The sequence below is a fragment of the Streptomyces kurssanovii genome (assembly GCF_040677245.1).
GTDB lineage: Bacteria > Actinomycetota > Actinomycetes > Streptomycetales > Streptomycetaceae > Streptomyces > Streptomyces kurssanovii.
In genome coordinates, this window is record NZ_JBFAQK010000058.1 from 22962 (window position 1) to 46912 (window position 23951).

The following is a 23951-nucleotide window of genomic DNA, read 5'->3' on the forward strand; positions in this document are numbered from 1 at the left end:
CGGCTCAGCGCGGCGCGGCTCAGCGCGGCGCGGCCAGCAGCAGTGTCCACCACGGGCCGTTGCGGCCCGTGGCGCGACCGGCACCCGCGTGACGGTACTGGCAGGTCAGGATGGAAGTGCGGTGCTTGGAACTGTTCATCCACGCCCGTACCGCCGCCGCGGGGTCCGCGGGTCCGGCGACGATGTTCTCTCCTGCCCGGCCGAAGTCGTAGCCGGCCGCGGCCAGTCGGCCGCCCGGGTCGGTGCCGCCCTCCCCCGTGTGGGAGAGGTTCTGCGCACGTGCCATGTACGCGCTGTGCGCCTGTGCCGCCTTGTTCAGTTTCGGATGGGGGCGCAGTGCCGGGCAGTCCGCTGCGGCCCGTTCGTCGTTCAGCAGCCGCACCAGGGTCGATCGGTAGTCGGCCTGCGGCGCAGGACCACTACTACCGGTGCCTTTGGTGGGGCGTTCCGTGCCACCTCCCTGTGCCGGGGCCTGCTGTGACGGCTTCTCGGCCGGGCGGGCGGCGGGCGGCCGCCAGGAGGGAGCCGGTGCGGGTTTCCAGGCGGCCGGCTGTGCGGGCTCGTAGTACCAGGGCGGCGGTGGGGCGAGACCGGCTGCGGGCGCTGCGCCGGCCAGTGTGACGAGGGCGACCACGGCGGGGACCAGAACACGGTTCTTCACCGGGGCACCGTACAGAGAAAAGCGGGGCAATTACTATCCGGCGTGAAAGCCGGAAAAGGCGATACGCATATTGATGGGGCACATCGGATTACCGTGCCTCCTTCGAGGGAATCGACCGGCAGGAATTGATCTACGACACCGCCGGGCCACTAGGGTGGCAGACGTATTCGGATCCGTTTTTCTCTCCGTGGGAGTCATTGATGTCATTTCTCCGTCGTGCCGCGATTGTTTCCGTAATGGCGGCCGCAGTTGCCGTGGGAGGCGCCGCGGCCTCGGCGTCCGCCGCGCCGTCGTCACCGTCGATCGGCATCGACGGTCCCGGCGGCCACGGGGGCGGGCACGGTGAGCGGCCCATCATGTTCGGCCCGTTCGAGATCCCGCGCAACGGCAATGTCAGCGCGGGCTTCCAGTGGGGCACGTCGAACGGCGGCGGCTTCGGGTTCTGAACCACCGGACGGACCGGCGGACAGCACGCGGTGGGGTACGGCACCGGGCCGTACCCCACCCGTCGTCCGTGTGCGGCCCGTCGTCCGCGTCGCCGCTCAACGGCCGCCGCAGGGCCGCCGGGTGGCCGGGGGCCGCTCGTCGGCCCCCGGATGGCCGCCTGCCGGGCGCTTCACCGCCGTCAGCGTTTGAGCGTGGCGGCACTGGCGAGGAGGACCCCGACGACGCACAGCAGGATCAGCCCGGCGTCCCGGACGAAGATGCCGGTGACCCCCTCGTGCGTGGCGGCTTCCGTGGCGGCCTGGACGGCGTAGGTCATCGGCATGATCTGCGCCAGACCGTCGAGGACCCCGTGCATCTCGTCCCTGGGTACGAACAGGCCGCACACCAGGAACTGCGGCAGGACGCCCGCGGGCAGGAACTGCACCGCCTGGAACTCGTTGCGGGCGAAGGCGCTGACGAGGAGGCCGAGCGCGAGCCCGAGCAGCGCTCCGAGCATGGCGATGACCATGAGGAGATACGCGGGCCCTTTGATGTCCAGTCCCAGCGGGCCGATGGCGAGCAGGGTGGACAGGACGGCCTGGAGCAGCGCGAGGAACGCGAAGGCGAGGCTGTATCCCAGGACGATGTCGAGCCGCTGCACCGGCATGGTGAGCAGCCGCTCCGCGGTCCCGGAGGTGCGCTCGCGCAGCGTCGACACGGAGGCGACCAGATACATCACGATGACCGGGAAGACGCCGAAGACCTGCGGGCCCACCCGTTCGAAGGACTCCTCGGCGCCGCTGAACATCAGCTTGAGCAGCACCATGAGCATGCACGGGATCACGAGCATCAGCGCCGTGCTGCCCCGGTCACGTGAGATCTGCTGCAGCACGCGCCGCGCCGTCGCCGCGGTGATGGCCGGCGAGAACGGCAGCGGACGTCCACGCCACTGCGGTACGGGCAGGTGGTCCGCGCTCACCGGCGGGCTTCCGATGCGAAGTACGGCCGGCCCAGGTCGGGCAGCGGGTCGGTGATCAGCGGGGCGGGAACGCTTTCGGAAGCCGGACGGGGGACGGCTTCCGTCGTCGCCGCGGAGGTCACCAGGTGCATGAAGGCTTCCTCCACGCTGTCGCATCCGGTGTGCAGCAGCAGGTCCTCGCGGCCCGCCGAGGCGATCAGCCGGCCGCCGCGCATCAGCAGCAGCCGGTCACAGCGGTCGGCCTCGTCCATGACGTGACTGGAGACGAGCAAGGTCGTTCCCTCCTCCGCGAGACGCTTGAAGACACTCCACAACTCCCGCCGCACCAGAGGGTCGAGCCCGACGGTCGGTTCGTCCATCACCAGCAGATCCGGGGTGCCGAGCAGTGCCACGGCCAGTGAGACGCGGGAGTACTGGCCGCCGGAGAGGCGTGCGACGGGCTTGTCGGCGTACTCGGCGAGGTCCACCTCCTTCACCACGCGCACCACGGCGTTCTCGCGCCGCCAGCCGCGCATCCCGAGGGCGGCCGAGAAGTACCTCAGGTTCTCCAGGACGGTGAGGTCCGGGTACACCGACGGTGCCTGGGTGACGTAGCCGACCCGGCGGCTGAGGCCGGGCGCGCCCGCGGGATGGCCCAGGACCTGCACGTGACCGCAGGTGGCCGGCTGGATGCCGACCACCGACCGCAGCAGGGTCGTCTTTCCGCAGCCGCTGGGGCCGAGAAGTCCCACGATGACGCCCTGCGGTACGGTGAAACTGATTTCCTGCAGCAGGGCGTGCTTTCCCCGCATGACATGCAGGCCGTACACACTGATGGCCGGGGGGCCGGACACATCCCGCCCTCTCATGTGAATATCGTTCGGATTCAAAATCCATACGTTTCGCCGGTGGTGAATTGCGGCCCAAGGGCAGCACGTCGTTGCGGCTCCCTGGAATTGAACGTACCGGCAATGCCCTTGGTTACGAAAATCCCGTGGCACGCTGCGGCGGGTGCCGCGGCGTGCCGACCGGGGCTCCCGCCGGGCGGGCTCCGTGCGATGCCTCAGCGGTCGCGGCCCGTCAGGAGAACGGCGAGTTCCTGCATCTGCCGGTACACGTCGGCAGGCGGTTCCGCCCGCGACAGGGCGCGCATCGCCGCCGTGGTCTGCCGTGCGACTTCCCGTTCCGTCCTCTCCCGGCCCCCTGCCCGTTCCACGAGCTCCGCGGCGAGCGCGATGCCGGCTTCGTCCAGCGGCTCCGGACGCTCGTACAGGGCGGACAGACGCCTGCCGGCCGGGCCTTCGTCGGCGAGGGCCGCAACGACCGGCAGGGACTTCTTGCGCGCCGCCAGGTCCGATCCCACCGGCTTGCCGCTGCGGGCGCTCGTGCCCCAGATGCCCAGGAGATCGTCCACGCATTGAAACGCCACTCCCAGGCAGCGGCCGAAGTCCCGCAGGCCCGCGACCCGTTCACGCCCCGCTCCGGCCAGCACACCGCCCAGTGCGCACGCGCACCCCATCAAGGCGCCTGTCTTGCCCTCGGCCATGTCCAGGTACTCCCCCACACCCACCCGGCCGAGCCGCTCGAAGGCCACGTCCTGGCTCTGTCCGGCCATCAGCCGGCCCAGCATCGCCAGGACCTCCTGCAGCGCCGCGTCCGCGGACGGTGCGGGCACTGCCGCCAGCGTGCGCATCGCCCCCACCAGCAGGGCGTCCCCGGCCAGCACCGCGGCGGGCGTGCCGTACACCGTCCAGGCGGCGGGCCGGTGCCGGCGCAGCGGGTCGCCGTCGATCACGTCGTCGTGCAACAGGGAGAAGTCGTGGATCAGTTCCACCGCCACGGCCCCCGGAACGGCGCACTCGGCAGAGCCGCCGACGGCGCGGGCCGCGAGCAGCACCAGGGCCGGCCGGACCGCCTTCCCGCCGCCCTGGGCACATGCCAGTGACGGCAGAGGGCTGCCGTCCGCCTCGTGCCATCCGCGGTGGTAGCCGGCGATACGGCGCTCCGGCTCCGGCAGTTCACCGACGGCGTCCCTCAACGCCGGGGCCACGAGGGCGCGGGCTTCGTCGAGGAAGCTCTCCACGGACGCCGTCACATCCGTGGTGGGCGCTGTCAGTGCCGCCATGCCGCGCCTCCGGCGTTCAGGGCGAACAGGACTGTATTACTTGCGCATTGACGGGTCGAACACCCGTGGTGATCTTTTCGGAATCCCATGCCCCCAGCTAAACGAGCGATCACTCTGCGTGTCGGTCTCGACGCCGGGGAGCCGTCAGAATCACCTCGGTGGGCGAAGTAGACGGATCTTTCGGTTATCGATTCTTCCCCTCGCGACCGGCTGCGGGCCGGGCCGCAGAGCCGCGGGCGCGCCGGGCCGCAGGGCCGCGCTCCTGGGGTCCGCAGGCCGTTCTCCTCGGTCCGGTGCCGCCGAGGGCCGGCGGGCTTCAGGCCGCCGGGCCGTCGTCGGAGAACTCGCCGCTCCCCCACCGGTTCCGGAGTGTACGGTGCCACTCGTCGGCGCCCGGGCCGGGCGGCGGCACCGTGGGGACGGGGCCGGGGGCGGTCTCGATGAGGTGCAGCAGCGTCCAGGCGACGCCGTAGCAGTCGTCGGGTCCGAAGCAGCCGGCCAGAGCCTGCGCCTCCTCGGCCGTGACGGGCGCCGCGACAGCCTCGAGCTGTCTGACGCGACGGTCGATCTCGTCCTCGTCGGCGTCCTGGCCGGGCAGGGGGCCATCGGCGACGAAGGCCTGGATCCGGGGTCTCATCCCTCCATCATGGCCGGTACGGATTGGCCCAGGGTTTCGGCGTCGAATTGACCCGCATCGCGGGGCACTTCGGGCCGTAGGGTCGTGATCATGACTGAGGAAACGCCCACCGGATCGCCGTCCACCACTCCCCTTCAGGCGGTGCTGACCCGCCGCGTGGATGCCGAGACCTGTGCCGACCCGAGCAGTGTGATGACGCTGCTCGGCGAGTCGGACGAGGCCCTTGGCGGCTTCACGACGTACCGGTCCGCCTTCGCCGAGGGAGCGGTGGGGGCGCCGGCGCACTTCCACACCAGGGCGACGGAGTTGTTCTTCGTGATCAGCGGGTCTCTGCGGGTGCTGGTGGGCGAGGAGGTCACCGTCCTGGACGAGGGCGACTTCCTGGCCGTGCCGCCGGGCACCCCGCACGCCTTCGCCGCGGCGCCCGGCGCGAAGGCGGACGTCCTGTTCGTGTTCACCCCGGGCATGGGCCGGTTCGACTACCTGCGCCTGCTCGGCCGGGTGATGCGCGGTGAGGCCGATGCGAAGGAGATCGCCGAGTCCGCGGAACGCTTCGACAACCACTACGTCGACAGCCCCGTGTGGCGTGCCGTCCTGGAGGCGTCGGCGTGATCGGCTCCACGACGCACGTCCGCGTGGCCCGCCCTTCGCGCGACCTCGCCGCCGCGGAACGCTTCTACGTGGACGGGCTCGGGCTCGCGGTGCTGTGGCGGAGCACCGAGCGGGTCCCGGGCGAGCACGATCTGCTGATGGTCGGCCCTGCGGGCGCCTCCTGGCACTTCGAGCTGACCCATGATCCTGAGCGCCCGCTGGAGCCGGCTCCGACCGTGGACGACCTGTTCGTGCTCTACCTGGGCGCCGCCGTGGAGGAGAGTCTCGTCGACCGGCTGGTGGCCTGCGGCGGCACCCGGGTGCGCGCGCACAATCCGTACTGGGACAAGCACGGGGTGACGGTCGCCGACCCGGACGGCTACCGGCTGGTGCTGTGCTCGCGCACCTGGGGATAGCGGCTGCCCGGTCGCGTCCGGTCGGTCGCGTCCGGCGGGTCGCGCCGGGGCGCCGGTGCGTCCGGGGCGGCGCGCCGTCCGAGCCGGTGGCGTCGGGCGGCATCTAGGACGGAATCCGACCTGTTCGGGTTCTACGGTCGTCATGTCATGCAGGCACGGAGGACCGGACGAGAGGACAGGCCGATGAACCGCACTGTGCCCGAGGGGTATACGAGTGTCGCGCCGTGGGTGGTCACCGACGACACCGGGGCGCTGCTCGACTTCGTCACCGCCGCGTTCGGGGGTGAGGAGCTCGCGCGGGTGCCGGTCGAGGACGGCACCATCGGTCACGGTGAGATCCGGGTCGGCGACACGGTCGTGCTGGCCTTCGACCGGCGGCCGGACTGGCCGGTGATGCCGTCACTGCTGCGGATCTACGTGCCCGACGCGGATGCCGCCATGTCCGCCGCCGTCGCGCACGGGGCACGGGTGGTCACCGAGGTCGTCGACAGTGCGTGGGGCGACCGTGGCGGCAGGGTGCGGGATCCGTTCGGCAACATCTGGTGGGTGACGAGCCGGACCGAGGACGTCGCACCGGACGTGGCCTGGCAGCGGATGTCCGAGCCGAAGTACGCCGAGTCGATGCGCATCGCCCAGGAGACCCTGGACGCGGAACTCAGCGGCCGGGAGTCGGGGGTGGCCAGTGCCCCGCGGCGCCCCGCCCGTTGAGCCCTTCGTCCCGCCCGGCCCGGCCTCTGCCTCGCCGCCGGGCGGCGGCCGTACCCGGCACGATCCCGGCATGAAGATCACCGCGCGCGGGCTCAACCGTGCCACTCTCGCACGGCAGTTGCTGCTCGGCCGCGAGCCGCTCGATGTGGCGGAGGGGGTGCGGCGGGTGGTCGCCCTGCAGGCGCAGCAGCCCGTTTCGCCGTACATCGCCCTGTGGAACAGGCTGAGCGGTTTCGACGCGTCGGGGCTCGACGCGTCGATGGCCGGTCTGCGGACGGTGAAGGCGACGCTGATGCGGCTGACCCTGCACGCGGTCCACGCCGAGGACTACCGGTCGTTCCGTGAGGCGATGGAGCCGACGCTGCGCGGCTCCCGGCTCGGCGACTCCCGGTTCACGGCGTCCGGGCTCACAGCGGACGACGTCGGTGAACTGGTCGCGGATGTGCTGGAGTTCGCCGGCCGGCCGCGGACCGCGGCCGAGATAGGGGGCCTGATCGAGGAGCGGCTGGGCGCGCCGATGGAGTCGGCGGCGCAGCGGATGCTGCGTCAGTACGTGCCGCTGTGGCATGCGCCGACGGGAGGGCCGTGGTCGTTCGGTACGCGGCCGTCGTACGTGGCGGCGGGCGAGCGGCCGGTGCTGGCGGATGCGGAGGTGGCCGCGGGGAGTCTGCGGGAGCTGGTCCGGCGCTACCTGGAGGGTTTCGGGCCGGCGTCGGTGGCGGACATGGCGCAGTTCGCGACGGTGGGGCGGGCCCGTATCAGGGCGGCGGTGGACTCGCTGGGCGGTGGGCTCGTGCGGTTCGAAGGGCCTGACGGCACGGTGCTGTACGACGTTCCCGGCGGGCTGCTCCCGGCGGAGGATGTTCCGGCGCCGCCGAGGCTGATGGCGATGTGGGACAGCGTCCTGCTGGCCTACGCCGACCGGAGCCGTGTCGTGCCGCCCGAGTGGCGCCGGCAGGTGACGCGGGTGAACGGTGACGTGCTGCCCACGCTGCTGGTCGACGGTCATGTCGCGGGTGTGTGGCGTGCGGTGGAGGGCGGGATCGAGGCCACGGCTTTTCGTCCGCTTCCCGGTCATGTGTGGGAGCAGCTGGCCGTGGAGGCCGCGTCGCTCGTCGCGTTCCTCGCCCCTCGTGATCCGGCGGCCTACCGGCGCTTCGACCACTGGTGGGTCAAGGGGTTGCCGGCGGCCGAGGTCCGGCTGCTTGCGGGTGGGTGAGCCAGGGGTCCCTTCGTGCACCCGAACGCGGGGCTGTCATGGGTGGGCGGGGTTGTCCGGGCCGGGGTGTTCGAGCGCGTCCAGTCTGCGGCGCAGGTGGGCCCGTTCGGGTTCGGTGCCGGCGAGGTCGAGTGCCTGCCGGTAGGCCGCCGCGGCCTCGGGGAGCCTGCCGAGGCGCTGGAGGAGGTCGGCCCGGGCGGCCGGGTAGGGGTGGTGGCCGCGTAGCCGCTCCTCGTCCGCGAGGTCGTCGAGGAGTGCCAGGCCCGCTTCGGGGCCGTCGCGCATGGCGACCGCGGCGGCCCGGTTCAGGGCGACGACCGGGGAGGGGGTGAGCGTGAGCAGGACGTCGTAGAGGGCGACGATCTGCGGCCAGTCGGTGGTCGCGAGGTCGGCTGCCTCGTCGTGCAGGGCTGCGATCGCGGCCTGCACGCCGTAGGGGCCGGGCGGGCCGCCGGTCAGGGCCGGGGGTACGAGGGCCAGGCCTTCGTCGATCATGGCGCGGTCCCAGCGGTCGCGGTCCTGGTCCTCGAGGAGGACGAGTTCGCCGGTGGGGCCGGTGCGGGCGGCGCGGCGGGCGTGGACCAGGAGCATGAGGGCGAGCAGTCCGGTGACCTCTCGTTCGGCGGGCAGCAGCCGGTGCAGGATGCGGGCGAGGCGGACGGCTTCCTCGGCGAGGTCGAGCCGTTGGAGTCGGGGGCCGGAGCTGGCGGTGTAGCCCTCGGTGAAGATGGAGTAGAGGACCTGGAGGACGCCGGGCAGGCGTCCGGGCAGTTCGTCGGCGCCGGGTACCCGGAACGGGATGCGGGCCTCGCGGATCTTCTTCTTCGCCCGTACGATCCGCTGGGCCATCGTGGCGGGCGGTACGAGGTAGGCGCGGGCGACCTCGGGTGTCGTCAGTCCGGCCAGGCAGCGCAGGGTCAGGGCCCCGCGTGCCTCGGGCAGCAGCGCGGGGTGGGCGCAGGTGAAGAACAACTGGAGGCGTTCGTCGGGCAGTTCACTGTCCGCGCCGGTGTCGGGGGCGGGGCCGGCCCGGTCCGCGTCCACCTGGAGGACGGCGAGGCGGGCGGCGTACGCCTGGTCGCGGCGGAGCCGGTCGACGGCCTTGCGCCGGGCCGTGGTCAGCAGCCAGGCGCCGGGCCTGTCCGGCACGCCGTGGACCGGCCAGTGCACCAGCGCCGCCTCGACCGCCTCGGAGGCGACTTCCTCCGCCAGGTCCAGATCCCCGAACCGGCGTACGAGGGAGGCGAGCAACCGGCCGTGTTCCTCGCGGAACACCGATTCCACCGCCCTGTCCGTGCCGGTCGCCCGCGCCTGCATCGCTGTCAGGCCCCGAAGTCGGCGACCGGCCGCACGACGACCGATCCGCTGCCGCGTGCACCGGGGCAACGGGCGGCCCAGTCGAGGGCGATGTCGAGGTCCGGCACGTCGATGACGTAGAAGCCGCCGAGGACTTCGCGGGTCTCGGCGAACGGCCCGTCGGTGACGGTCCGTTCACCGTCGGCGCCGACCTGGACCTTGGTGGCGGTGACCAGGTCGGCCAGCGACTCGCCCGAGACGAGGATGCCGGCGTCGCGCACGGCCTTGTCGTAGGCCATCCAGTCCTCGACGGTGCATTCGGCGGCCCCGCCGTTCGCGTCGGTCGCGCCACTGTTGATCAGCATCATGTACTTCATGGTCCGGCTCCCTCAGGTCTGTCGTTGTCGTGCGGCGGGTGCCGCACATGATGACGACGAACGGGACCGGGCCGTATCGACACGGTCCCTCGATTTTCTTCCGGTTTCTTGCGGACGTCGCCGGTCTGCTTCGTGTTCCGGGCCGGGGTCAGCCGGGTCCGTGGCGGTGGTGGGTGCCCGGGGTGTGGCCGAAAGCCCGGCGGAAGACGTCGATGAACGCGCTGGCGGACGACCAGCCGCACCGGTGCGCCACGGTGGTCACGGGGGTGTTGTCCGCCAGCAGGAGCAGTGCGTGGTGCAGGCGCAGTTGGGTGCGCCACTGCGGGAAGGTCATGGCGAGGTCGGACTTGAACAGCCGGGACAGGGTGCGGTCGCTCGCGCCGACGGTCCTGCCCAGTGCGGCCAGGGTGCGGTTGTCGGCGGGGTCGGCGCGCAGCAGGTCGCACAGCTCCTGCAGCAGGGGGGAGGTGGGCGCGGGCAGGTGGAGCGGCTGCTGGGGCGAGGCCCGTAGCTGGTCCAGCAGGACGGCGCGCAGGCGGGTGCGTTCGGGGCTGTCGTCGAGCGGGGGGCGGGTGTGGGCGAGGATGAGTTCGCGGAGCAGGGGCGCGACGGCGAGCACGGTCGGTGTGTGGAGGCCGAGCGGGTTGTCGGTGGCGGGCAGGCCGACGAGGTGCAGTTCCAGGTCGCCGTGGGCCTGGTGGGCGTGGACGGTGCCGGCCGGGATCCAGATGGCGCGGGTGGCGGGTGCCACCCAGGTGCCGGCGCCGGTCGTGACGGTCAGTGCTCCTCGCCCCGCGTAGACGATCTGGTGGTCGTCGTGCTGGTGGGCGTCGATCCGTGTCCCGGTCGCCAGGCTCCGGGTCCGGGTCGGAGCGACCGGCTGGTGGCGGATTCGCGGCATCGGTCGGCAGTTTATCGGAAGTGCGACAGCCGGTGTGCCGTCGACGATGGTCGCGTGCGGAAGAACGGGCGGAAGAACAGGCGGAAGAACAGGTCGGTGGTCCTGCTGGCGGTCGGGCATGCCTGCGTGGACGTGTATCAGGGCGCGGTGGCGTCGCTCGTGCCGTTCTTCGTGGCCGAGCGTGCCTACAGTTACGCCGCGGTGTCCGGGATCGTGCTTGCCGCGTCGGTGCTGTCGTCGGTGGCCCAGCCGGTGTTCGGGGTGCTGACCGACCGGTGGGCGATGCCCTGGCTGCTGCCGGTGAGCACGCTGCTGGGCGGGGCGGGCATCGCCGGGAGCGGCGTGAGCGGCTCCTACGGGTGGACGCTGGTGTTCGTGGCGGTGTCGGGGCTGGGGGTGGCCGCCTACCATCCCGAGGCCGCCCGGGTCGCGCGGCTCGCCTGCCAGGGCAGTCACAAGGGGATGGGCTGGTTCTCCCTCGGCGGGAACCTCGGCTTCGCGCTCGCGCCCCTCATGGTCACCGCGGTCGTCGCCGGAGCAGGGCTGCGGCTGTCGCCGTTGCTCGTGGTGCCGGCGCTCGTCGGCAGCGTGCTGTGCCTGCCGGTGCTGAAGGCGCTGGAGAAGGACGGGAGTGCGCGTTCCGGCCCGGTGGCGGTGAGGGCGGCCGATGACCGGGTGTCGTTCGGGAAGCTGTCGATGGCGGTGATCTGCCGGTCGGTCGTCTTCGTCGGCCTGAGCACCTTCATCTCGCTCTACGCACGGCAGCGCACGGGGGGCGGCGCGGCGGCGGGCACGGCGGCGCTGTTCGTGCTCTACCTCGGCGGCGCGGTGGGCTCCGTGGTGGGCGGGCACCTGGCCGAGCGCTGGGACCGGGTCGTCGTGTGCCGCTGGTCGTACCTGGCCACGGCCGTCGCGGTCGCGGGGATCGTCACCGTTCCGGGGCCGGGCCTCTACGTGGTCGTGGCGCTGGCGTCCGCCGGCCTGTACGTGCCGTTCTCGCTGCAGGTCACCCTCGCTCAGGACTATCTGCCCTCGCGGGTCGGTACGGCCGGCGGGGTCACCCTCGGGCTCACCGTCAGTGCCGGCGGCCTGGCCGGCCCTTTCATCGGGCAGCTCGCCGACGCGACGTCCCTGCGGACGGCGCTGGCTCCGCTGGTGGTGATGCCCGTGCTGGGCTGGCTGCTGCTGCGTTCCCTGCCGGAACCGGCGGCGCCGCGGCGCGTCGTGGCGGCGGCGCGGCAGGCCGGGGACGGGACGGAGGCAGAGGCGGCGGGGCGGGGGTGACGCGGGGCGGCGCAGGCGGGCCCGGCCGGGGGTGGGGCGGCGCCGGGTGCCCGGCGGGGCTCAGGCCTGGAACTCGGTGAGGTCGATGCTGTGGACGCGCAGCGGGAAGCCGTACACGGGGTGCACCGTCTCGCGCTCGAGCACCATGCCGAGCTTGCGGATGACGTTCTCGGACGCGTCGTCCCCGGCGCGGCTGATGCTGATGACGCGGTCGAGTCCACGGTCCTGGAGCGCGAACTCGAGCGTCGCCTGGGCGGCTTCTGAGGCGTATCCCTGGCCCCAGAACGGGGAGCCGAGCCGCCAGCTGATCGCCACGGCGGGCATCACCTCCGGCAGGAACTCGGGCACGGACAGTCCGGTGAAGCCGGCCAGTTCGCCGGAGGCGAGCAGTTCGACGGCGAAGAGACCGAAGCCCTCCTCGTCCCATTCCTCTTCCCACTGCTCGATCGCCTCGGCGGTGTCCTCGAGGTCGAGCGGGGAGCCGTCGTCGACCCAGCGCATGACCTGGGGGTCCGCGTTGATGTCCGCCATCGGCGCGAGGTCGTCGTCGTGCCAGCGGCGCAGGAGGAGGCGGGGGGTGCGGATCTCGGTCATGGACGCTCATCCTGCCGGAGGCAGGGGGGTCACCGTTAATCGGTGCCCGTGCCGGTCTTCGGCGTGAGGGCGGCGCAGGCGGGACCGGCCGGGGGTGGGGGCGCGCTGGTAAAATGGGGTCACGCTTCGTCGTTCTGGGGCCCGTACCAAGGGGTGCGGGCCCCGGCTCGTTCCGGGCGCCAGACCACGGAAGGGTCCCCCATGAATGCGAAGCCGTCAGCCGCCGGGCGCCTCGGTGCCGGCACAGACCGGCCGTCGGCGGTGCGGGGTGAGCTCTCTGCGGTGACGCTGACGCCCGGTTCGCCGCCCGCGCGGTCCTTCGCCGAGCTGGGGCTGCCCCCGGAAGTGGCGCGGGTGATGGCCGATTCCGGGGTGACGGAGCCGTTCCCGATCCAGGCGGCCACCCTGCCCGACGCGCTGGCCGGCCGGGACATCCTCGGCCGTGCGCGGACCGGGTCGGGCAAGACTCTCGCCTTCGGGCTGCCCCTGCTCACCCGTACCGCGGGCCGGCGCGCCGAGCCGAAGCGGCCGCTGGGGCTGGTCCTGGTGCCGACCCGGGAGCTGGCGCAGCAGGTGAGTGACGTGCTGGCCCCGTACGCGTCGGCGCTGGGGCTGCGGCCGGCGACGGTGGTGGGCGGGTTGTCGATCGGGCGGCAGGCGGCGGCGCTGCGGGCCGGTGCGGACGTGGTCGTCGCGACCCCGGGCCGGCTGGCCGACCTGGTGGCGCGCCGGGACTGCCATCTGGACCAGGTGCGGATCGCGGTGCTGGACGAGGCGGACCAGATGTGCGACATGGGGTTCCTGCCCCAGGTGTCGGAGCTGTTGGACCAGGTGCGGCCGGGTGGGCAGCGGATGCTGTTCTCGGCCACCCTCGACCGCAACGTCGATCTTCTGGTCGGGCGCTACCTCCATGACCCGGTGCAGGCGACGGTCGACCGGGCGGCGGGCGCGGTGACCACGATGGAGCACCATGTGCTGAACATCCATCCGGCGGACAAGTACGCCACGGCCACGGAGATCGCCGCCCGGGACGGGCGGGTGCTGATGTTCCTGGACACCAAGCACGCGGTCGACCAGTTCACCCGTCATCTGCGCGGCAGTGGTGTCCGGGCGGCCGCGCTGCACAGCGGGAAGTCGCAGCCGCAGCGCACGCATACGCTCGCCCAGTTCAAGAGCGGTGAGGTCACCGTGCTGGTGGCCACCAACGTGGCCGCGCGGGGCATCCATGTCGACGCGCTCGACCTTGTCGTCAACGTCGATCCGCCCGCCGATCCCAAGGACTATCTCCACCGGGGCGGGCGTACGGCGCGTGCGGGCGAGTCGGGCCGGGTGGTCACCCTGGTCACGCCGGGCCAGCGGCGTGACGTGAACCGGATGATGTCCGACGCCGGGATCCGGCCGGTGGTCACGCAGGTGCGCTCCGGCGAGGAGAAGCTGGCGGGCATCACCGGGGCGAAGCGGCCGCCTGTCGCGGACAAGTCAGCCGGCGGCAACGCGCCCTTCCGGGGTCTGGGCGCCCGGGCCCCGAAGGAGTCGCGCAGGACGGCCGAGGCCCGTGGTCTCGCGGAGGCGCGCAGGGCGGCCCGGGTCCGCCGCGGTCACTGACGTTCCCTCTGGGAGGGGGCGAGCGTCTCGCCGGTCGCGTGTGCGTCGGCGTATCCGAAGACGGTCGCCCCGCAGGGTGGTTCCGCCGGTGAGCTGCCGCCGTCGAAGGGGCGCAGTTCGCAGGCCAGGACGGGGCGGGGGGCGGCCGGTCCTTCGGATTCGGCACGGCGGACGCTGGTGCGGCTCATCCTCCACAGCAGGTAGGCCACGGCCAGGGCGAACAGCATGTGGAGTGCGCCCCACAGCATCGCGGACGGTGTCGGCAGTCCGCCGGCGGTGCGGACCTGTCTGGCGGCCAGCCGCACGAGGGTGCGCAGCAGTGACCACAGGACGAGCCCGACGCCGATGACGGGCAGCAGCAGGAAGAGCATCTGGACGGCGGACGCGATGATGCCCAGCGGGGAGCCGGCGGTGTCGATCAGACGGCCGGCCGTGGCCCATGCCTGCGTGATCATGTCCGGCAGGCGCAGCACCACGACGCCCAACTGGACGGCGAGTACGGGCAGCACGAGCAGGACCCACAGGGTGACGACGGTCTGCGGCCATCGTTTCAGTTCGCGCAGCCGGGGTTCGGCGGGCCGGCGCAGCACCTTGTGGCGGAGGATGGGGCCGATGTATTTGAACAGGTCGGGGATGCCGACCAGGTCCGACATGATGTAGTACCCGTCGAACCGCAGGGTGGGCAGGAGTTGCTGCACCACTTCGAGGTTGATCAGCAGGATCGCGGCGAGGAGTACCGGTGTCGGCGCCTGGGCGTGGATTGCGGTGAGGGCCAGGATGAACAGGCCGTTGAAGTAGACGCCGCCGAGGTCGGTGCGCAGCCGTCCGGCGCGGCCGAGGCGGTAGGAGTTGGTGACGTCGGTGTAGAAGGCGGGCCACACGACGTAGATGCCGCAGCCCATCACGCCGGGGCGTACGTTGCCGTAGCGGCAGGCGGAGGCGTGGCCGATCTCGTGGAACGCGGCGGAGAGCAGTGTGAGGCCGACGGTGACGAGGACGCCGAGCGGTTCGGCCATGACGCCGGTGATGGCCGCGCCGGTGTCCTGGGTGGTGAAGAGCCAGGTCTCGGCGGCGAGCAGGGTGGCGAGAAGGACGATGACGGCGGCGGGGTGGAAGAGCCAGGCGAAGAGTCCGGCGATCACCCAGGTGGTGTGTTCGGAGACGAGGGCGGCGCGGGTGCGCAGGCCGAGTACGGCGTGTTCGGTCTTGGTGACCGGGGGCGCGGTGCCGTCGCTGCGGGTGGTGATGCCGAGGGGGGCGAGTTTCTCGTCGAGGAGGAAGGCGATGTGTTCGGCGGCGAAGCCGCGGCCGGTGGCGTGGGACAGTTCCTCGGCGACGCGTTCGAGGATGCGTTCGGCGGAGGCTTCGATGCCGCGTTGGCGGCGGAGTTCTTTGACGGTGCGGTAGAGCAGGTCGGGCAGGTGGATGACCTGGCCGTCGCGGCGCTGGATCAGGTGCGGGGGCTTGCGGTAGCCGGAGCCCGCGTATTCGCCGACGAGTTCGGTGCCGTCGGTGAGGGCGGGCAGGTTCAGGTGCTCACCGGCGGAAGGGGAAGGCATGCGGTTCTCCCGGTGACACGCGGGGCCCGGCACGGCGCCGGGCCCCGCGTCGGGGTGGGGCGGATCAGCCGCTGGTGACTGCGGCCGGTACGCAGGTCAGGCTGGAACTCGGGTTGTTGGAGCCGAGGCCCAACGAGCCGATCAGGCCGGGGGTGCCGTGCACGCGCTCGGACTGGCAGGCGAAGGCGACCTGCGAGTTGCCGTCGCCGCCGCCCTCGGGGAAGTGGTACTGGTACGTCGTGGAACTGTTGTCGATCGTGATGAGCGACAGCATGGTCCGCGGCGGAAGGAACTCTGCGCCGAGGGCTGCGAGTTCGTGGTAGCCGATGTTGTCCATGGCTTCCTTCCTCGGGCTATCCTCGTGCCCGTTGACGCTCCCGTTATGTGCCGTTCGTTTCCTGCCGGCACTCACGGTCGGGACGCGGAAACCCGGACGGCCGGGGACGGTGTTTCCGTGGTGGCGGAAACGCCGTCCCCAGCCGCGGACAGTGAACTATCAGAACACCGACGTGGAGCTCGGCATGCAGGTCATGCCGGAGCTCGGGTTGTTCGAGCCCAGGCCCAGGGAGCCGAGCAGACCCGGAGTGCCGTCGACCTCCTGGACGGAGCAGGCCGAGCTGGTGATGCCGTTCTGGTCCGACGCGGCCGGCGCGATGGCGACGGCAGAGCTCGAGGAGCCGCCCTCGGAGCCGCCGCCGCCCCAGTTGTTGAAGGGCACGACGGTGGAGAGCACGGCACGCTCGGGCAGCATCTCGCCGGCGAGAACGTCGAGCTCCTCGAAGCTGATCTTCGACATGAAGACTTTTTCCTTTCGGTTTCCTGCTAACGGCTCGAAACCCCTACGAGCCGGTGTCCATCACGGTGTGGACGCACGGATAACAGCGGGCCCAGGGAGCAGGATGCGCCCGATCACGCTTTTTGGTGATCATGAACCTGGAGTGGCGAAACGATTTGGCAGTGCGTCCGCTCCCGTGTTATCAGAGGGCGGCACCATGCCGGAACGGAGAAATCCGCAGGTCAGCGGCGAATGCCGGGAGTTGGGCGGCGATATGCGTGCCGCAGCCGAATAGAACGCGCGTCCACCCCTGGGGTGGGAATCACCCACAGTGGCACGCACGTCCCCGGGGGGTCCGGGAGGACGTGGCGCCTCAGTCCTCCGGGCTGTTCTCGTCCCGGCTCATGGGCGCCACGCCCTTGCCGGGTTCGACGACGTCGCGCCGGCCGGCGGCCTCGGCGGCGTCGAACTGTGTGACCACCGGGTGGTGGAGGTCGAAGGCGGGCGACTCGGAACGGATCCGGGGCAGCGTGGTGAAGTTGTGCCGCGGCGGGGGGCACGAGGTGGCCCATTCCAGGGAGCGGCCGTAGCCCCACGGGTCGTCGACCTCGATGCGCTTGCCGCTCTTCGCCGTCTTCCAGACGTTGTAGAAGAACGGAAGCGTGGAGGCGCCCAGGAGGAACGCTCCGATACTGGCGACGGTGTTGAGAGCGGTGAAGCCGTCGGCGGCGAGATAGTCGGCGTAGCGCCGTGGCATGCCTTCCGCGCCGAGCCAGTGCTGGACGAGGAACGTGGTGTGGAAGCCGGTGAACAGCGTCCAGAAGTGGATCTTGCCGAGGCGTTCGTCGAGCATCGTGCCCGTCATCTTGGGCCACCAGAAGTGGAAGCCGGCGAACATGGCGAACACGACGGTGCCGAAGACGACGTAGTGGAAGTGGGCCACGACGAAATAGCTGTCGGTGACGTGGAAGTCGAGGGGCGGCGAGGCGAGGATGATGCCGGTCAGGCCGCCGAAGAGGAACGTGACGAGGAAGCCGATGGACCACAGCATCGGCGTCTCGAAGGACAGCGATCCCTTCCACATGGTGCCGATCCAGTTGAAGAACTTCACCCCGGTGGGCACCGCGATGAGGAAGGTCATGAAGGAGAAGAACGGCAGCAGGACCGCGCCGGTCGCGAACATGTGATGGGCCCACACCGTCACCGACAGTCCCGTGATGGCGATGGTCGCCCCGATCAGGCCGACGTAGCCGAAGATCGGTTTACGGGAGAAGACGGGGAGGATCTCCGTGACGATGCCGAAGAACGGCAGGGCGATGATGTAGACCTCGGGGTGGCCGAAGAACCAGAAGAGGTGCTGCCACAGGAGTGCGCCGCCGTTCTCGGGGTTGAACACCTGTGCGCCGAAACGCCGGTCGGCCTCCAGGACCAGCAGCGCGGCCGCGAGGACGGGGAAGGCGAGGAGGACCAGGACCGAGGTGAACAGGATGTTCCAGGTGAAGATCGGCATCCGGAACATCGTCATTCCCGGCGCGCGCAGGCAGATGATCGTCGTGATGAAGTTGACGGCGCCGAGGATGGTGCCGAACCCGGACAGCGCCAGGCCCATGATCCACAGGTCGCCGCCCAGGTACGGTGAGCGCTCGCCGCCGCTGAGCGGCGTGTAGGCGGTCCAGCCGAAGTCGGCGGCGCCCTGGGGGGTGAACAGGCTGCTCAGCACGATCAGTCCGCCGAAGAAGAACAGCCAGAACGACAGCATGTTCAGCCGGGGGAACGCCACGTCGGGAGAGCCGATCTGCAACGGCATGACGGCATTGGCGAAACCCGCGAAGGTGGGCGTCGCGAAAAGCAGCAGCATGATGGTGCCGTGCATGGTGAACGTCTGGTTGTACTGCTCGCTCGAGAGGATCTGAAGGCCCGGCCGGGCCAGTTCCGCACGGAGCAGCAGGGCCATCACCCCGGCGACGACGAAGAACAGGAACGACGCGATCAGGTAGAGGTGCCCGATCTTCTTATGATCCGTGGTCGTCAGCCACACGATGACGACCTGGCCCCGCGTGCGGCCCTTCACGGGAACGGGTGCCGGCGTACGGGTGGATGTGACCATGTGTGACCCCCGGGCGGTTCTGGCGGTTCCTTCGTGCGCGGTTCGGAAAGCGGCGGTTGCGAAGCGGTGGAGTGCCCAGCCAACGCGATGCCACACGTAATGCCGCGAAGCCGCGCCGGGGCCTGCGGACATGCCCTCGGCCGGGTCAGCGGGGCGGGGGCCCGCGGACGGCCGCGGGCCAGGGCTACTTGCCTTCCGGCAGCGGCTCCGCCTCGCACACCGCGCCGCTCTTCGGGAGCTTCCCGTCGAGCAGATACGCGTTGACGGCGCTCTGCACGCACGCGTTCCCGCTGTCGTAGGCGCCGTGGCCCTCGCCCTTGTAGGTGAGCTCGAAGCCCACGCCCTTGCCGAGCTGCTCCGCCATGCGGGCGGCGCCCTCGTAAGGGGTGGCGGGGTCCCCGGTGTTGCCGACCAGCAGGATCGGCGGCGCGCCCGGCGCGCTCACCTCGGGGTGTTCGGCCTCTCCCGGCACCGGCCAGCCGTCGCAGGCGAGTGTGCCCCACGCCAGGGTGGGCCCGAACAGGAGCGACTTTCCGATGAATTCGGGCATCTTGGCCTCCACGTCCGCCACGGTGTAGCGGTCGCTGGAGTCGTCGCAGGTGATGGCCCTGAAGGCGTCGTCCTCGTTGCTCTCGTTGTCGTTGCCGGCGGTGTCGGCGTCGCCGTCCCCGTCGGCGTCGCCGCCGGAGCCGCGCTGTCCCAGCTCCTCCGCGAGGTCCAGCATGATGTCGCCGTTGCCGGTGGCGGCTGCTTCCAGGCCCACCAGGAGGGCGGGCCAGAACTCCTGCCGGTAGAGCGCACCGGTGATGGCGCCGGTGAGCTTGTCGCCGTCGAGTTCGCTTCCGTCGGAGGTGGGGAGCGGAGTGTCGTCGAGGTCGGCCTCGAGTTCCACGGTGGTGTCCACGATCTCCTCGGCGTCGTCGCCGAGCGTGCAGCCCTGCTCGGCGCACCATGCGGCAAAGTGGTCGAAGGCGAGCTGGAACCCTCCGGCCTGCCCGAGGGCTTCCTCCATCGTGTTCCGGGTGGGGTCGACGACGCCGTCCAGAACGGCCCGGCCGACGTTCTTCGGGAACAGGTGGGCGTAGACGCCGCCGAGCTGGGTGCCGTACGAGATCCCGAAGTAGTGGAGCTTGTCGTCGCCGAGGACGTGCCGCATCAGGTCCATGTCCTGGGCGGCCTCGGTGGTGCCGACGTGCGGGAGGATGTCGCCGGAGTTCTTCTTGCACGCCGCGGCCATCTCCCGGTTGAACTCGACCAGCGCGTTGTTCTCGTCGCCGCCGTCGTCGGGGGTGTCGTCCACCTCGTCCTCGTCGGCGGCGCCGGCGTCCAGGCAGCGCACGCCCCGGCTGTTGCCGACGCCGCGCGGGTCGAAGCTGACCAGGTCGTAGCGGGAGCGGAGCTTCTCGTAGTCGGGGGCGAGGCCGGGCAGGGTGGCGACTCCCGATTCCCCGGGGCCGCCGAAGTTGAAAAGCAGCGAACCGATCCGGTCGTCGGCGTCGCCGCTGGAGCGGGCCCGGATCAGCTCGATGCCGATCGACTCCCCGGCGGGCTTCTTCCAGTCCAGCGGCGCCCGCAGGGTGGTGCACTGCCACCGGGTGCCGTCCGGGAGGGGGTCGGGGGCCTCGCCGCCGCCCTGGACGGGCGAGGGGGCCGGGCAGTCCTTCCAGTCCAGGGACTGCTTCCAGAACCGGCCTTCGTCGCGTCCGTCGGTCGCTGCGCCGCCGCGGCCGCCGCGACCGCCTTGGTCGCCGTCCTGTGCCGCCGGCGTGCAGGCCGTCAGGGAGCAGGAGAGCAGTGTGGCGGTGGACAGCAGGACAGCGGCGGATATCGCTCGTGTGGAGGGCATGGCCCTCAGCTTCTGGCGGCCCTGCCGGAGGCGCACGGGCACGGCGTCCGTTCGGGGGCCATGTGGTTCGAGGACCTGCCCGGCGGTCGGCCGCGGTGTTCTTGTACGGCGGCGTGCAGCCGGGGTGAGCACCTCGTGCGGGCGCCGGGGCGGCCGGGCCGGTCGGGGTCCCGGGTGGAATGTGTGCCGAACGGGTGAGCCCGCGCCCGGCGGGGCCGCCCGTGGTTAGCATCCGGGAAGGGGGACGCCCACCGACACGGAGGCCGTCATGCCGCAACGACCCGCATCCCGTCTGTCGACGAACCGGTCGAGCCTCGGCCACAAGGCGCGGTACGCGCTGCGGAACCCGCAGCGCGTACTGCCCTACCTGCGCCGGGCGGGCCGGGACACATGGCTGCGGCTGCGCCACCGCGGCGGCCACGTCGCCTACTACCGGGCGGTGATGGCCTCCGACACGGCGAGGAGCCCGGACGCGGCGGTCGGCGGCGGGCCTTCCCACGACCGCTGGCTCGCCATCGGGCAGATGCAGTTCGACTACCTGCGCGAGCACGGGCTGAAGCCGCAGGACCGGATGCTGGAGATCGGCTGCGGCAATCTGCGGGCCGGCTGGCGGTTCATCGACCATCTGGAGCCCGGCCACTACTACGGGATCGACATCTCCCCCGACATCCTCATCGAGGCCAAGAAGACCCTCGTCCGCTACGGGCTCCAGCACAAGCTTCCGTACCTGACGCCCGTGGACAATCTGACGCTGGACTTCCTCCCCGACGCCGCGTTCACGGTCGTGCACGCGCACAGCGTCTTCTCGCACTCGACGCTGGAGATCATCGACGAATGCCTGGCGAACGTGGGACGAGTGCTCGCCCCGGGCGGGTTCTTCGACTTCACCTACGACCGCACCGAGACGCGCGAGCACCAGGTGCTGGGCGAGGACTTCTACTACCGGACCCAGACACTGGTCCGGCTGGCCGCCCGGCACGGCCTCGACGCCCGCTTCATGGACGACTGGGAGCAGCTGCCGCACGGCCAGTCGAAACTGCGCGTCACCCACGCCGCGTGAGCGGCGGTGCGGATACGGGCGCGGTCGCGGTCGCGGGTACGGTCGCGGTCGCGTACGGCAGATCCGCCCGGCGGTGCGCCGTACGTCCGGATGTCCGAGCACCTGAACGCCTGCCTGTAATGCCTGAGTGCCTGAACGGAGAGATCGCATGCGTGTTGCGGTAGCGGGCGGTACCGGTCTGGCCGGGCGGCACGTCGTCGGTGAACTGCGCGCCGCCGGGCACGAGCCTGTGGTGCTGGCCCGTTCGACGGGCGTCGACGTCACCACGGGCCAGGGCCTCGACGACGCCCTGGCCGGTGTCGGCGCGGTGATCGACGTGACCAACGCGCAGACGCTCAGCCGCAGGAAGGCCGTGGCGTTCTTCGAGTCGGCGTCGCGCCATCTGCTCGCTGCCGAGGAGCGGGCGGGCGTGCGCCACCACGTGGTGCTGTCGATCGTGGGCATCGAGCGGGTCGGTCACGGCTACTACCAGGGCAAGATCCGCCAGGAGCAGGTCGTGGCGGACGGGCCGGTCCCGTGGACGGTGCTGCGGGCGACGCAGTTCCACGAGTTCGCGGACCAGATCCTGGACGGCATGCCCGGTCCGCTGGCCGTGATCCCGCGCATGCGCGTCCAGCCGGTCGCCGTCCGGGAGGCGGCCCGCGCCCTGGCCGGACTGGCCGAGGGGCCCGCCCAGCGCATGGCCCCCGAACTGGCGGGCCCCCGCGAGGAATGGCTCCTCGACATGGTCCGCCGTCTGCTCCCCACCCGCCCGGAACGCCGCTTCGTGCTGCCGGTCCGCTACCCGGGAGCGGCGGGCCGCGCGATGGCCGGCGGCGGCCTGCTCCCCACGGGCCCGGGCCCGCGGGGTATGCAGACGTTCGACGCGTGGCTGGCGGACGAGCGCGGCTGAGACCGGCCGCCCGGCAGGTGCCGGGCGGAGTGTCCGTGGCCGCCCCGGGCGGGGTGGTCAGGCGCCGGCCGCCGCCGCGTAACGGGCGGCGACGTCCGCCCAGTCGACCAGGTCCCACAGCTTGGTGACGTAGTCGGGGCGGACGTTCTTGTACTGCAGGTAGTAGGCGTGCTCCCAGGCGTCGAAGACCAGCAGCGGGGTGCTGCCCTGGCCCACGTTGCCGTGGTGGTCGTAGACCTGCTCGACGATCAGGCGCCGGCCGAGCGGCTCCCAGGCCAGCACGCCCCAGCCGGATCCCTGCACCGAGGTGGTGGCGACGGTGAGCTGCTTCCTGAACGCGTCGAAGCCGCCGAGGTGTTCGTCGATGGCGTCGGCGAGGGCGCCTACGGGACGGTCGCCGCCGTCCGGGGAGAGGTTCTGCCAGAAGATCGAGTGCAGGGCGTGCCCGGAGAGGTTGAAGGCGAAAGTCTTCTCCAGACCCACCAGGCCGGTGGGGGTGATCAGGTCCTTCTCCCGGGCCTCGGCGAGCTGTTCCAGGGTGTCGTTGGCGCCCTTGACGTAGGCGGCATGGTGCTTGGCGTGGTGCAGCTCCAGGATCTCCGGCGCGATGGCCGGGGCGAGCGCGGAGTAGTCGTACGGCAGGTCGGGAAGCGCGTAGGTGCCCATCAGGCACGTCCCCTTTCGTTCCGTGTGGGTGATCGTCCGGGGACAGCCAACCCCTATTGCACATTACTTGCAACAACCTATCTGATGCAGCAACATGGCCAGGGGCGGGGTCGGCACGTCAGCTTTCGGCGGTGCGGCATTCACGTGCTGCCGTTCCTCCCGAGAGGTGGTCGTCTTCTCACCGGCGTCCGCCGGACGCCGGCCCCGCTCCCCCGGCGTGCACGGCGTCCGTCCGGGCTTTCGACGCCGGCCCGGCAGCGGCCCGGCGCGGGGCGCCCGCCGCCGGGACGTGCGCGGTCGGTGGCGCCGGTCCGCGCGACCTGAGAGCGACCACGGGTCCGCCGAACGGCCGAGGTGGGCGCGGGGAGTTGCCGCTCAGGGCCGATGGCCCGGGAGGGGGCGGCGTGAAGGATGGGACACGTCGCAACACACCAACTCCCGGGAGACCACCGTGCTTTCTCCGTCACCACGCAGGACAGTGGCCGTACTGACCGCGGCCGCCGCGGTGCTCGCCGTGAGCGGCGTCGCCAGCGCGTCGGGCGCATCCGGCACCTCCGGCGTCTCGGGCGCCTCCGGCCTCTCCGGCGCCTCGGGCGCCTCCGACGACTCCGGCGCTTCTGCCGAGGGTCGCGGGACGCCGTCGCACGCGAGTGTCACCGGCCGGGCGGATTTCACGCTGCCCTATCACCAGGACGAGGACGTCCGCTCGTTCAGCTTCGACGCGGTCGCCGATCCGTACAGCCGGCCGCTGCCCGGGATACCCACGGGCCTTCCCACCGACGCCCGGGGAACGGTCAGGATTTCGCACTACTCGGCCGCACGGGACATCACGTACACGGCCGAGGGGCGGGTGGACTGCCTGGTCACCGGCCCCCGCTCGGCGACGCTGACGGCGGTCATCACCAAGGTGGGTCCCGGCGGGCCCCTCGACATCGGCCGGAGGCTCGGATTCAGCGTCTACGACGGGGGCAAGGACGGCAAGAACCGCTCGGGCGACCGCGTGGGCTTCTCGTGGAACGGGGTGAATCTGCTGCCGGGCGGCGACGCTGCCCCCGAGGACGCCCCTGTCGGCACCTGCATGGCCCCGGCCCCGTACGCCCCGGTGACCAAGGGCGGTTACACCGTCGTGCACGCCGAACTGCCGCCCCCGGCACAGCCCTGACCTGCCCGCGCGTCAGGGCGGTTCATCGTCGATCCGGGTGCCTGCGCTCCCTGGAACGCCGTGTTGAAGCCCTCAGCGGGGGTGTT

The 23951-nt window shown here is 71.5% G+C and carries 25 protein-coding genes; 10 read left to right on the forward strand and 15 right to left on the reverse strand.

Annotation, left to right across the window (positions count from 1 at the left end):
* Nucleotides 1–19: 19 nt before the first annotated feature.
* Nucleotides 20–661: a CAP domain-containing protein gene (locus tag AB0K36_RS28570; RefSeq protein ID WP_364599825.1), complete on the reverse strand. Its 642-nt coding sequence runs from the start codon at nucleotides 659–661 to the stop codon at nucleotides 20–22.
* A gap of 236 nt (nucleotides 662–897) precedes the next feature.
* Here AB0K36_RS28570 and AB0K36_RS28575 point away from each other — a divergent pair, with 236 nt between their 5' ends.
* Entirely contained in the window at nucleotides 898–1107 is a 210-nt protein-coding gene (locus AB0K36_RS28575; RefSeq protein WP_364599827.1) for a hypothetical protein, read from the forward strand.
* 179 nt (nucleotides 1108–1286) lie between these two features.
* Here AB0K36_RS28575 and AB0K36_RS28580 read toward each other — a convergent pair whose 3' ends face one another.
* The 4 genes from AB0K36_RS28580 to AB0K36_RS28595 all read right to left on the reverse strand — a co-directional run bounded on the left by AB0K36_RS28580 (nucleotide 1287) and on the right by AB0K36_RS28595 (nucleotide 4807).
* The gene (locus tag AB0K36_RS28580) at nucleotides 1287–2066 is read right to left on the reverse strand and encodes an ABC transporter permease (RefSeq protein WP_364599829.1); all 780 of its coding nucleotides are present in this window, start codon (nucleotides 2064–2066) and stop codon (nucleotides 1287–1289) included.
* The gene (locus tag AB0K36_RS28585; RefSeq protein WP_364599831.1) at nucleotides 2063–2914 is read right to left on the reverse strand and encodes an ABC transporter ATP-binding protein; all 852 of its coding nucleotides are present in this window, start codon (nucleotides 2912–2914) and stop codon (nucleotides 2063–2065) included. The genes AB0K36_RS28580 and AB0K36_RS28585 overlap by 4 nt, the downstream gene beginning before the upstream one ends.
* Nucleotides 2915–3108: 194 nt before the next feature.
* The gene (locus AB0K36_RS28590; RefSeq protein ID WP_364599833.1) at nucleotides 3109–4170 is read right to left on the reverse strand and encodes a polyprenyl synthetase family protein; all 1062 of its coding nucleotides are present in this window, start codon (nucleotides 4168–4170) and stop codon (nucleotides 3109–3111) included.
* A gap of 316 nt (nucleotides 4171–4486) precedes the next feature.
* The gene (locus tag AB0K36_RS28595) at nucleotides 4487–4807 is read right to left on the reverse strand and encodes a hypothetical protein (RefSeq protein WP_364599835.1); all 321 of its coding nucleotides are present in this window, start codon (nucleotides 4805–4807) and stop codon (nucleotides 4487–4489) included.
* Nucleotides 4808–4897: 90 nt separating this feature from the next.
* Between AB0K36_RS28595 and AB0K36_RS28600 the strand changes: the two genes are divergently transcribed.
* From AB0K36_RS28600 to AB0K36_RS28615, 4 genes are all read left to right on the forward strand, one after another.
* Nucleotides 4898–5419, forward strand: coding sequence for a cupin domain-containing protein (locus AB0K36_RS28600; RefSeq protein ID WP_364599837.1), 522 nt, complete (start codon nucleotides 4898–4900; stop codon nucleotides 5417–5419).
* Nucleotides 5416–5814 carry a VOC family protein gene (locus tag AB0K36_RS28605; protein ID WP_364599839.1) on the forward strand — a complete coding sequence of 133 codons (399 nt, stop codon included), beginning with the start codon at nucleotides 5416–5418 and terminating at the stop codon, nucleotides 5812–5814. The genes AB0K36_RS28600 and AB0K36_RS28605 overlap by 4 nt, the downstream gene beginning before the upstream one ends.
* A gap of 183 nt (nucleotides 5815–5997) precedes the next feature.
* Nucleotides 5998–6522, forward strand: coding sequence for a VOC family protein (locus AB0K36_RS28610; protein ID WP_364599841.1), 525 nt, complete (start codon nucleotides 5998–6000; stop codon nucleotides 6520–6522).
* A 70-nt stretch (nucleotides 6523–6592) separates the two neighbouring features.
* Nucleotides 6593–7741 (forward strand): winged helix DNA-binding domain-containing protein, encoded by a 1149-nt coding sequence (locus AB0K36_RS28615; RefSeq protein ID WP_364599843.1) that lies wholly within the window; start codon nucleotides 6593–6595, stop codon nucleotides 7739–7741.
* 36 nt (nucleotides 7742–7777) lie between these two features.
* Here the strand turns inward: AB0K36_RS28615 and AB0K36_RS28620 are convergent, their stop codons facing one another.
* The 3 genes from AB0K36_RS28620 to AB0K36_RS28630 form a co-directional block, all read right to left on the reverse strand.
* Nucleotides 7778–9058, reverse strand: a complete 1281-nt coding sequence (locus tag AB0K36_RS28620) for an RNA polymerase sigma factor (RefSeq protein ID WP_364599845.1) — start codon at nucleotides 9056–9058, stop codon at nucleotides 7778–7780.
* Between the two features lie 5 nt (nucleotides 9059–9063).
* Nucleotides 9064–9414 (reverse strand): YciI family protein, encoded by a 351-nt coding sequence (locus AB0K36_RS28625; RefSeq protein WP_364599847.1) that lies wholly within the window; start codon nucleotides 9412–9414, stop codon nucleotides 9064–9066.
* 148 nt (nucleotides 9415–9562) lie between these two features.
* On the reverse strand, nucleotides 9563–10315 hold the full coding sequence (locus AB0K36_RS28630; protein ID WP_364599849.1) for an AraC family transcriptional regulator: 753 nt from the start codon (nucleotides 10313–10315) through the stop codon (nucleotides 9563–9565).
* Between the two features lie 54 nt (nucleotides 10316–10369).
* Between AB0K36_RS28630 and AB0K36_RS28635 the strand changes: the two genes are divergently transcribed.
* Complete coding sequence (locus AB0K36_RS28635; protein ID WP_364599851.1) at nucleotides 10370–11599, forward strand: MFS transporter; 1230 nt, start codon at nucleotides 10370–10372, stop codon at nucleotides 11597–11599.
* A gap of 60 nt (nucleotides 11600–11659) precedes the next feature.
* On the opposite strand, the gene AB0K36_RS28640 is transcribed toward AB0K36_RS28635, so the two are convergent.
* Nucleotides 11660–12193 (reverse strand): GNAT family N-acetyltransferase, encoded by a 534-nt coding sequence (locus tag AB0K36_RS28640; protein ID WP_189473867.1) that lies wholly within the window; start codon nucleotides 12191–12193, stop codon nucleotides 11660–11662.
* Between the two features lie 201 nt (nucleotides 12194–12394).
* On the opposite strand from AB0K36_RS28640, the gene AB0K36_RS28645 reads away from it, so the two are divergent.
* The gene (locus tag AB0K36_RS28645; protein ID WP_364599853.1) at nucleotides 12395–13798 is read left to right on the forward strand and encodes a DEAD/DEAH box helicase; all 1404 of its coding nucleotides are present in this window, start codon (nucleotides 12395–12397) and stop codon (nucleotides 13796–13798) included.
* Here AB0K36_RS28645 and AB0K36_RS28650 read toward each other — a convergent pair.
* From AB0K36_RS28650 to AB0K36_RS28670, 5 genes are all read right to left on the reverse strand, one after another.
* Nucleotides 13792–15357 carry a hypothetical protein gene (locus tag AB0K36_RS28650; RefSeq protein ID WP_364599855.1) on the reverse strand — a complete coding sequence of 522 codons (1566 nt, stop codon included), beginning with the start codon at nucleotides 15355–15357 and terminating at the stop codon, nucleotides 13792–13794. The genes AB0K36_RS28645 and AB0K36_RS28650 overlap by 7 nt on opposite strands.
* Before the next feature lie 64 nt (nucleotides 15358–15421).
* A complete protein-coding gene (locus AB0K36_RS28655) occupies nucleotides 15422–15694 on the reverse strand; it encodes a hypothetical protein (RefSeq protein ID WP_364599857.1) in 273 nt (90 codons plus the stop codon).
* Nucleotides 15695–15853: 159 nt separating this feature from the next.
* Nucleotides 15854–16153, reverse strand: a complete 300-nt coding sequence (locus AB0K36_RS28660) for a hypothetical protein (RefSeq protein WP_364599859.1) — start codon at nucleotides 16151–16153, stop codon at nucleotides 15854–15856.
* A 352-nt stretch (nucleotides 16154–16505) separates the two neighbouring features.
* The gene (gene ctaD, locus AB0K36_RS28665) at nucleotides 16506–18239 is read right to left on the reverse strand and encodes an aa3-type cytochrome oxidase subunit I (RefSeq protein WP_364599861.1); all 1734 of its coding nucleotides are present in this window, start codon (nucleotides 18237–18239) and stop codon (nucleotides 16506–16508) included.
* Nucleotides 18240–18423: 184 nt separating this feature from the next.
* The gene (locus tag AB0K36_RS28670; protein ID WP_364599863.1) at nucleotides 18424–20085 is read right to left on the reverse strand and encodes an alpha/beta hydrolase; all 1662 of its coding nucleotides are present in this window, start codon (nucleotides 20083–20085) and stop codon (nucleotides 18424–18426) included.
* 268 nt (nucleotides 20086–20353) lie between these two features.
* Between AB0K36_RS28670 and AB0K36_RS28675 the strand changes: the two genes are divergently transcribed.
* Nucleotides 20354–21145 carry a class I SAM-dependent methyltransferase gene (locus tag AB0K36_RS28675; RefSeq protein WP_364599865.1) on the forward strand — a complete coding sequence of 264 codons (792 nt, stop codon included), beginning with the start codon at nucleotides 20354–20356 and terminating at the stop codon, nucleotides 21143–21145.
* 148 nt (nucleotides 21146–21293) lie between these two features.
* The gene (locus AB0K36_RS28680) at nucleotides 21294–22037 is read left to right on the forward strand and encodes an SDR family oxidoreductase (protein ID WP_364599867.1); all 744 of its coding nucleotides are present in this window, start codon (nucleotides 21294–21296) and stop codon (nucleotides 22035–22037) included.
* A gap of 57 nt (nucleotides 22038–22094) precedes the next feature.
* Here AB0K36_RS28680 and AB0K36_RS28685 read toward each other — a convergent pair whose 3' ends face one another.
* Complete coding sequence (locus AB0K36_RS28685; RefSeq protein ID WP_364599869.1) at nucleotides 22095–22703, reverse strand: superoxide dismutase; 609 nt, start codon at nucleotides 22701–22703, stop codon at nucleotides 22095–22097.
* Nucleotides 22704–23181: 478 nt separating this feature from the next.
* On the opposite strand from AB0K36_RS28685, the gene AB0K36_RS28690 reads away from it, so the two are divergent.
* The gene (locus tag AB0K36_RS28690; RefSeq protein ID WP_364599871.1) at nucleotides 23182–23865 is read left to right on the forward strand and encodes a hypothetical protein; all 684 of its coding nucleotides are present in this window, start codon (nucleotides 23182–23184) and stop codon (nucleotides 23863–23865) included.
* The last annotated feature ends 86 nt before the right edge of the window (nucleotides 23866–23951 follow it).

What these genes read in the sequence shown, in the direction of transcription:
- AB0K36_RS28575 (WP_364599827.1), top strand. Translation starts at nt 898, where the DNA reads ATGGCGGCCGCAGTTGCCGTGGGAGGCGCCGCGGCCTCGGCGTCCGCC.
- AB0K36_RS28585 (WP_364599831.1), bottom strand. Translation starts at nt 2,914, where the DNA reads ATGAGAGGGCGGGATGTGTCCGGCCCCCCGGCCATCAGTGTGTACGGC.
- AB0K36_RS28590 (WP_364599833.1), bottom strand. Translation starts at nt 4,170, where the DNA reads ATGGCGGCACTGACAGCGCCCACCACGGATGTGACGGCGTCCGTGGAG.
- AB0K36_RS28595 (WP_364599835.1), bottom strand. Translation starts at nt 4,807, where the DNA reads ATGAGACCCCGGATCCAGGCCTTCGTCGCCGATGGCCCCCTGCCCGGC.
- AB0K36_RS28600 (WP_364599837.1), top strand. Translation starts at nt 4,898, where the DNA reads ATGACTGAGGAAACGCCCACCGGATCGCCGTCCACCACTCCCCTTCAG.
- AB0K36_RS28610 (WP_364599841.1), top strand. Translation starts at nt 5,998, where the DNA reads ATGAACCGCACTGTGCCCGAGGGGTATACGAGTGTCGCGCCGTGGGTG.
- AB0K36_RS28615 (WP_364599843.1), top strand. Translation starts at nt 6,593, where the DNA reads ATGAAGATCACCGCGCGCGGGCTCAACCGTGCCACTCTCGCACGGCAG.
- AB0K36_RS28620 (WP_364599845.1), bottom strand. Translation starts at nt 9,058, where the DNA reads ATGCAGGCGCGGGCGACCGGCACGGACAGGGCGGTGGAATCGGTGTTC.
- AB0K36_RS28625 (WP_364599847.1), bottom strand. Translation starts at nt 9,414, where the DNA reads ATGAAGTACATGATGCTGATCAACAGTGGCGCGACCGACGCGAACGGC.
- AB0K36_RS28630 (WP_364599849.1), bottom strand. Translation starts at nt 10,315, where the DNA reads ATGCCGCGAATCCGCCACCAGCCGGTCGCTCCGACCCGGACCCGGAGC.
- AB0K36_RS28640 (WP_189473867.1), bottom strand. Translation starts at nt 12,193, where the DNA reads ATGACCGAGATCCGCACCCCCCGCCTCCTCCTGCGCCGCTGGCACGAC.
- AB0K36_RS28645 (WP_364599853.1), top strand. Translation starts at nt 12,395, where the DNA reads ATGAATGCGAAGCCGTCAGCCGCCGGGCGCCTCGGTGCCGGCACAGAC.
- AB0K36_RS28650 (WP_364599855.1), bottom strand. Translation starts at nt 15,357, where the DNA reads ATGCCTTCCCCTTCCGCCGGTGAGCACCTGAACCTGCCCGCCCTCACC.
- AB0K36_RS28655 (WP_364599857.1), bottom strand. Translation starts at nt 15,694, where the DNA reads ATGGACAACATCGGCTACCACGAACTCGCAGCCCTCGGCGCAGAGTTC.
- AB0K36_RS28660 (WP_364599859.1), bottom strand. Translation starts at nt 16,153, where the DNA reads ATGTCGAAGATCAGCTTCGAGGAGCTCGACGTTCTCGCCGGCGAGATG.
- ctaD (WP_364599861.1), bottom strand. Translation starts at nt 18,239, where the DNA reads ATGGTCACATCCACCCGTACGCCGGCACCCGTTCCCGTGAAGGGCCGC.
- AB0K36_RS28670 (WP_364599863.1), bottom strand. Translation starts at nt 20,085, where the DNA reads ATGCCCTCCACACGAGCGATATCCGCCGCTGTCCTGCTGTCCACCGCC.
- AB0K36_RS28675 (WP_364599865.1), top strand. Translation starts at nt 20,354, where the DNA reads ATGCCGCAACGACCCGCATCCCGTCTGTCGACGAACCGGTCGAGCCTC.
- AB0K36_RS28680 (WP_364599867.1), top strand. Translation starts at nt 21,294, where the DNA reads ATGCGTGTTGCGGTAGCGGGCGGTACCGGTCTGGCCGGGCGGCACGTC.
- AB0K36_RS28685 (WP_364599869.1), bottom strand. Translation starts at nt 22,703, where the DNA reads ATGGGCACCTACGCGCTTCCCGACCTGCCGTACGACTACTCCGCGCTC.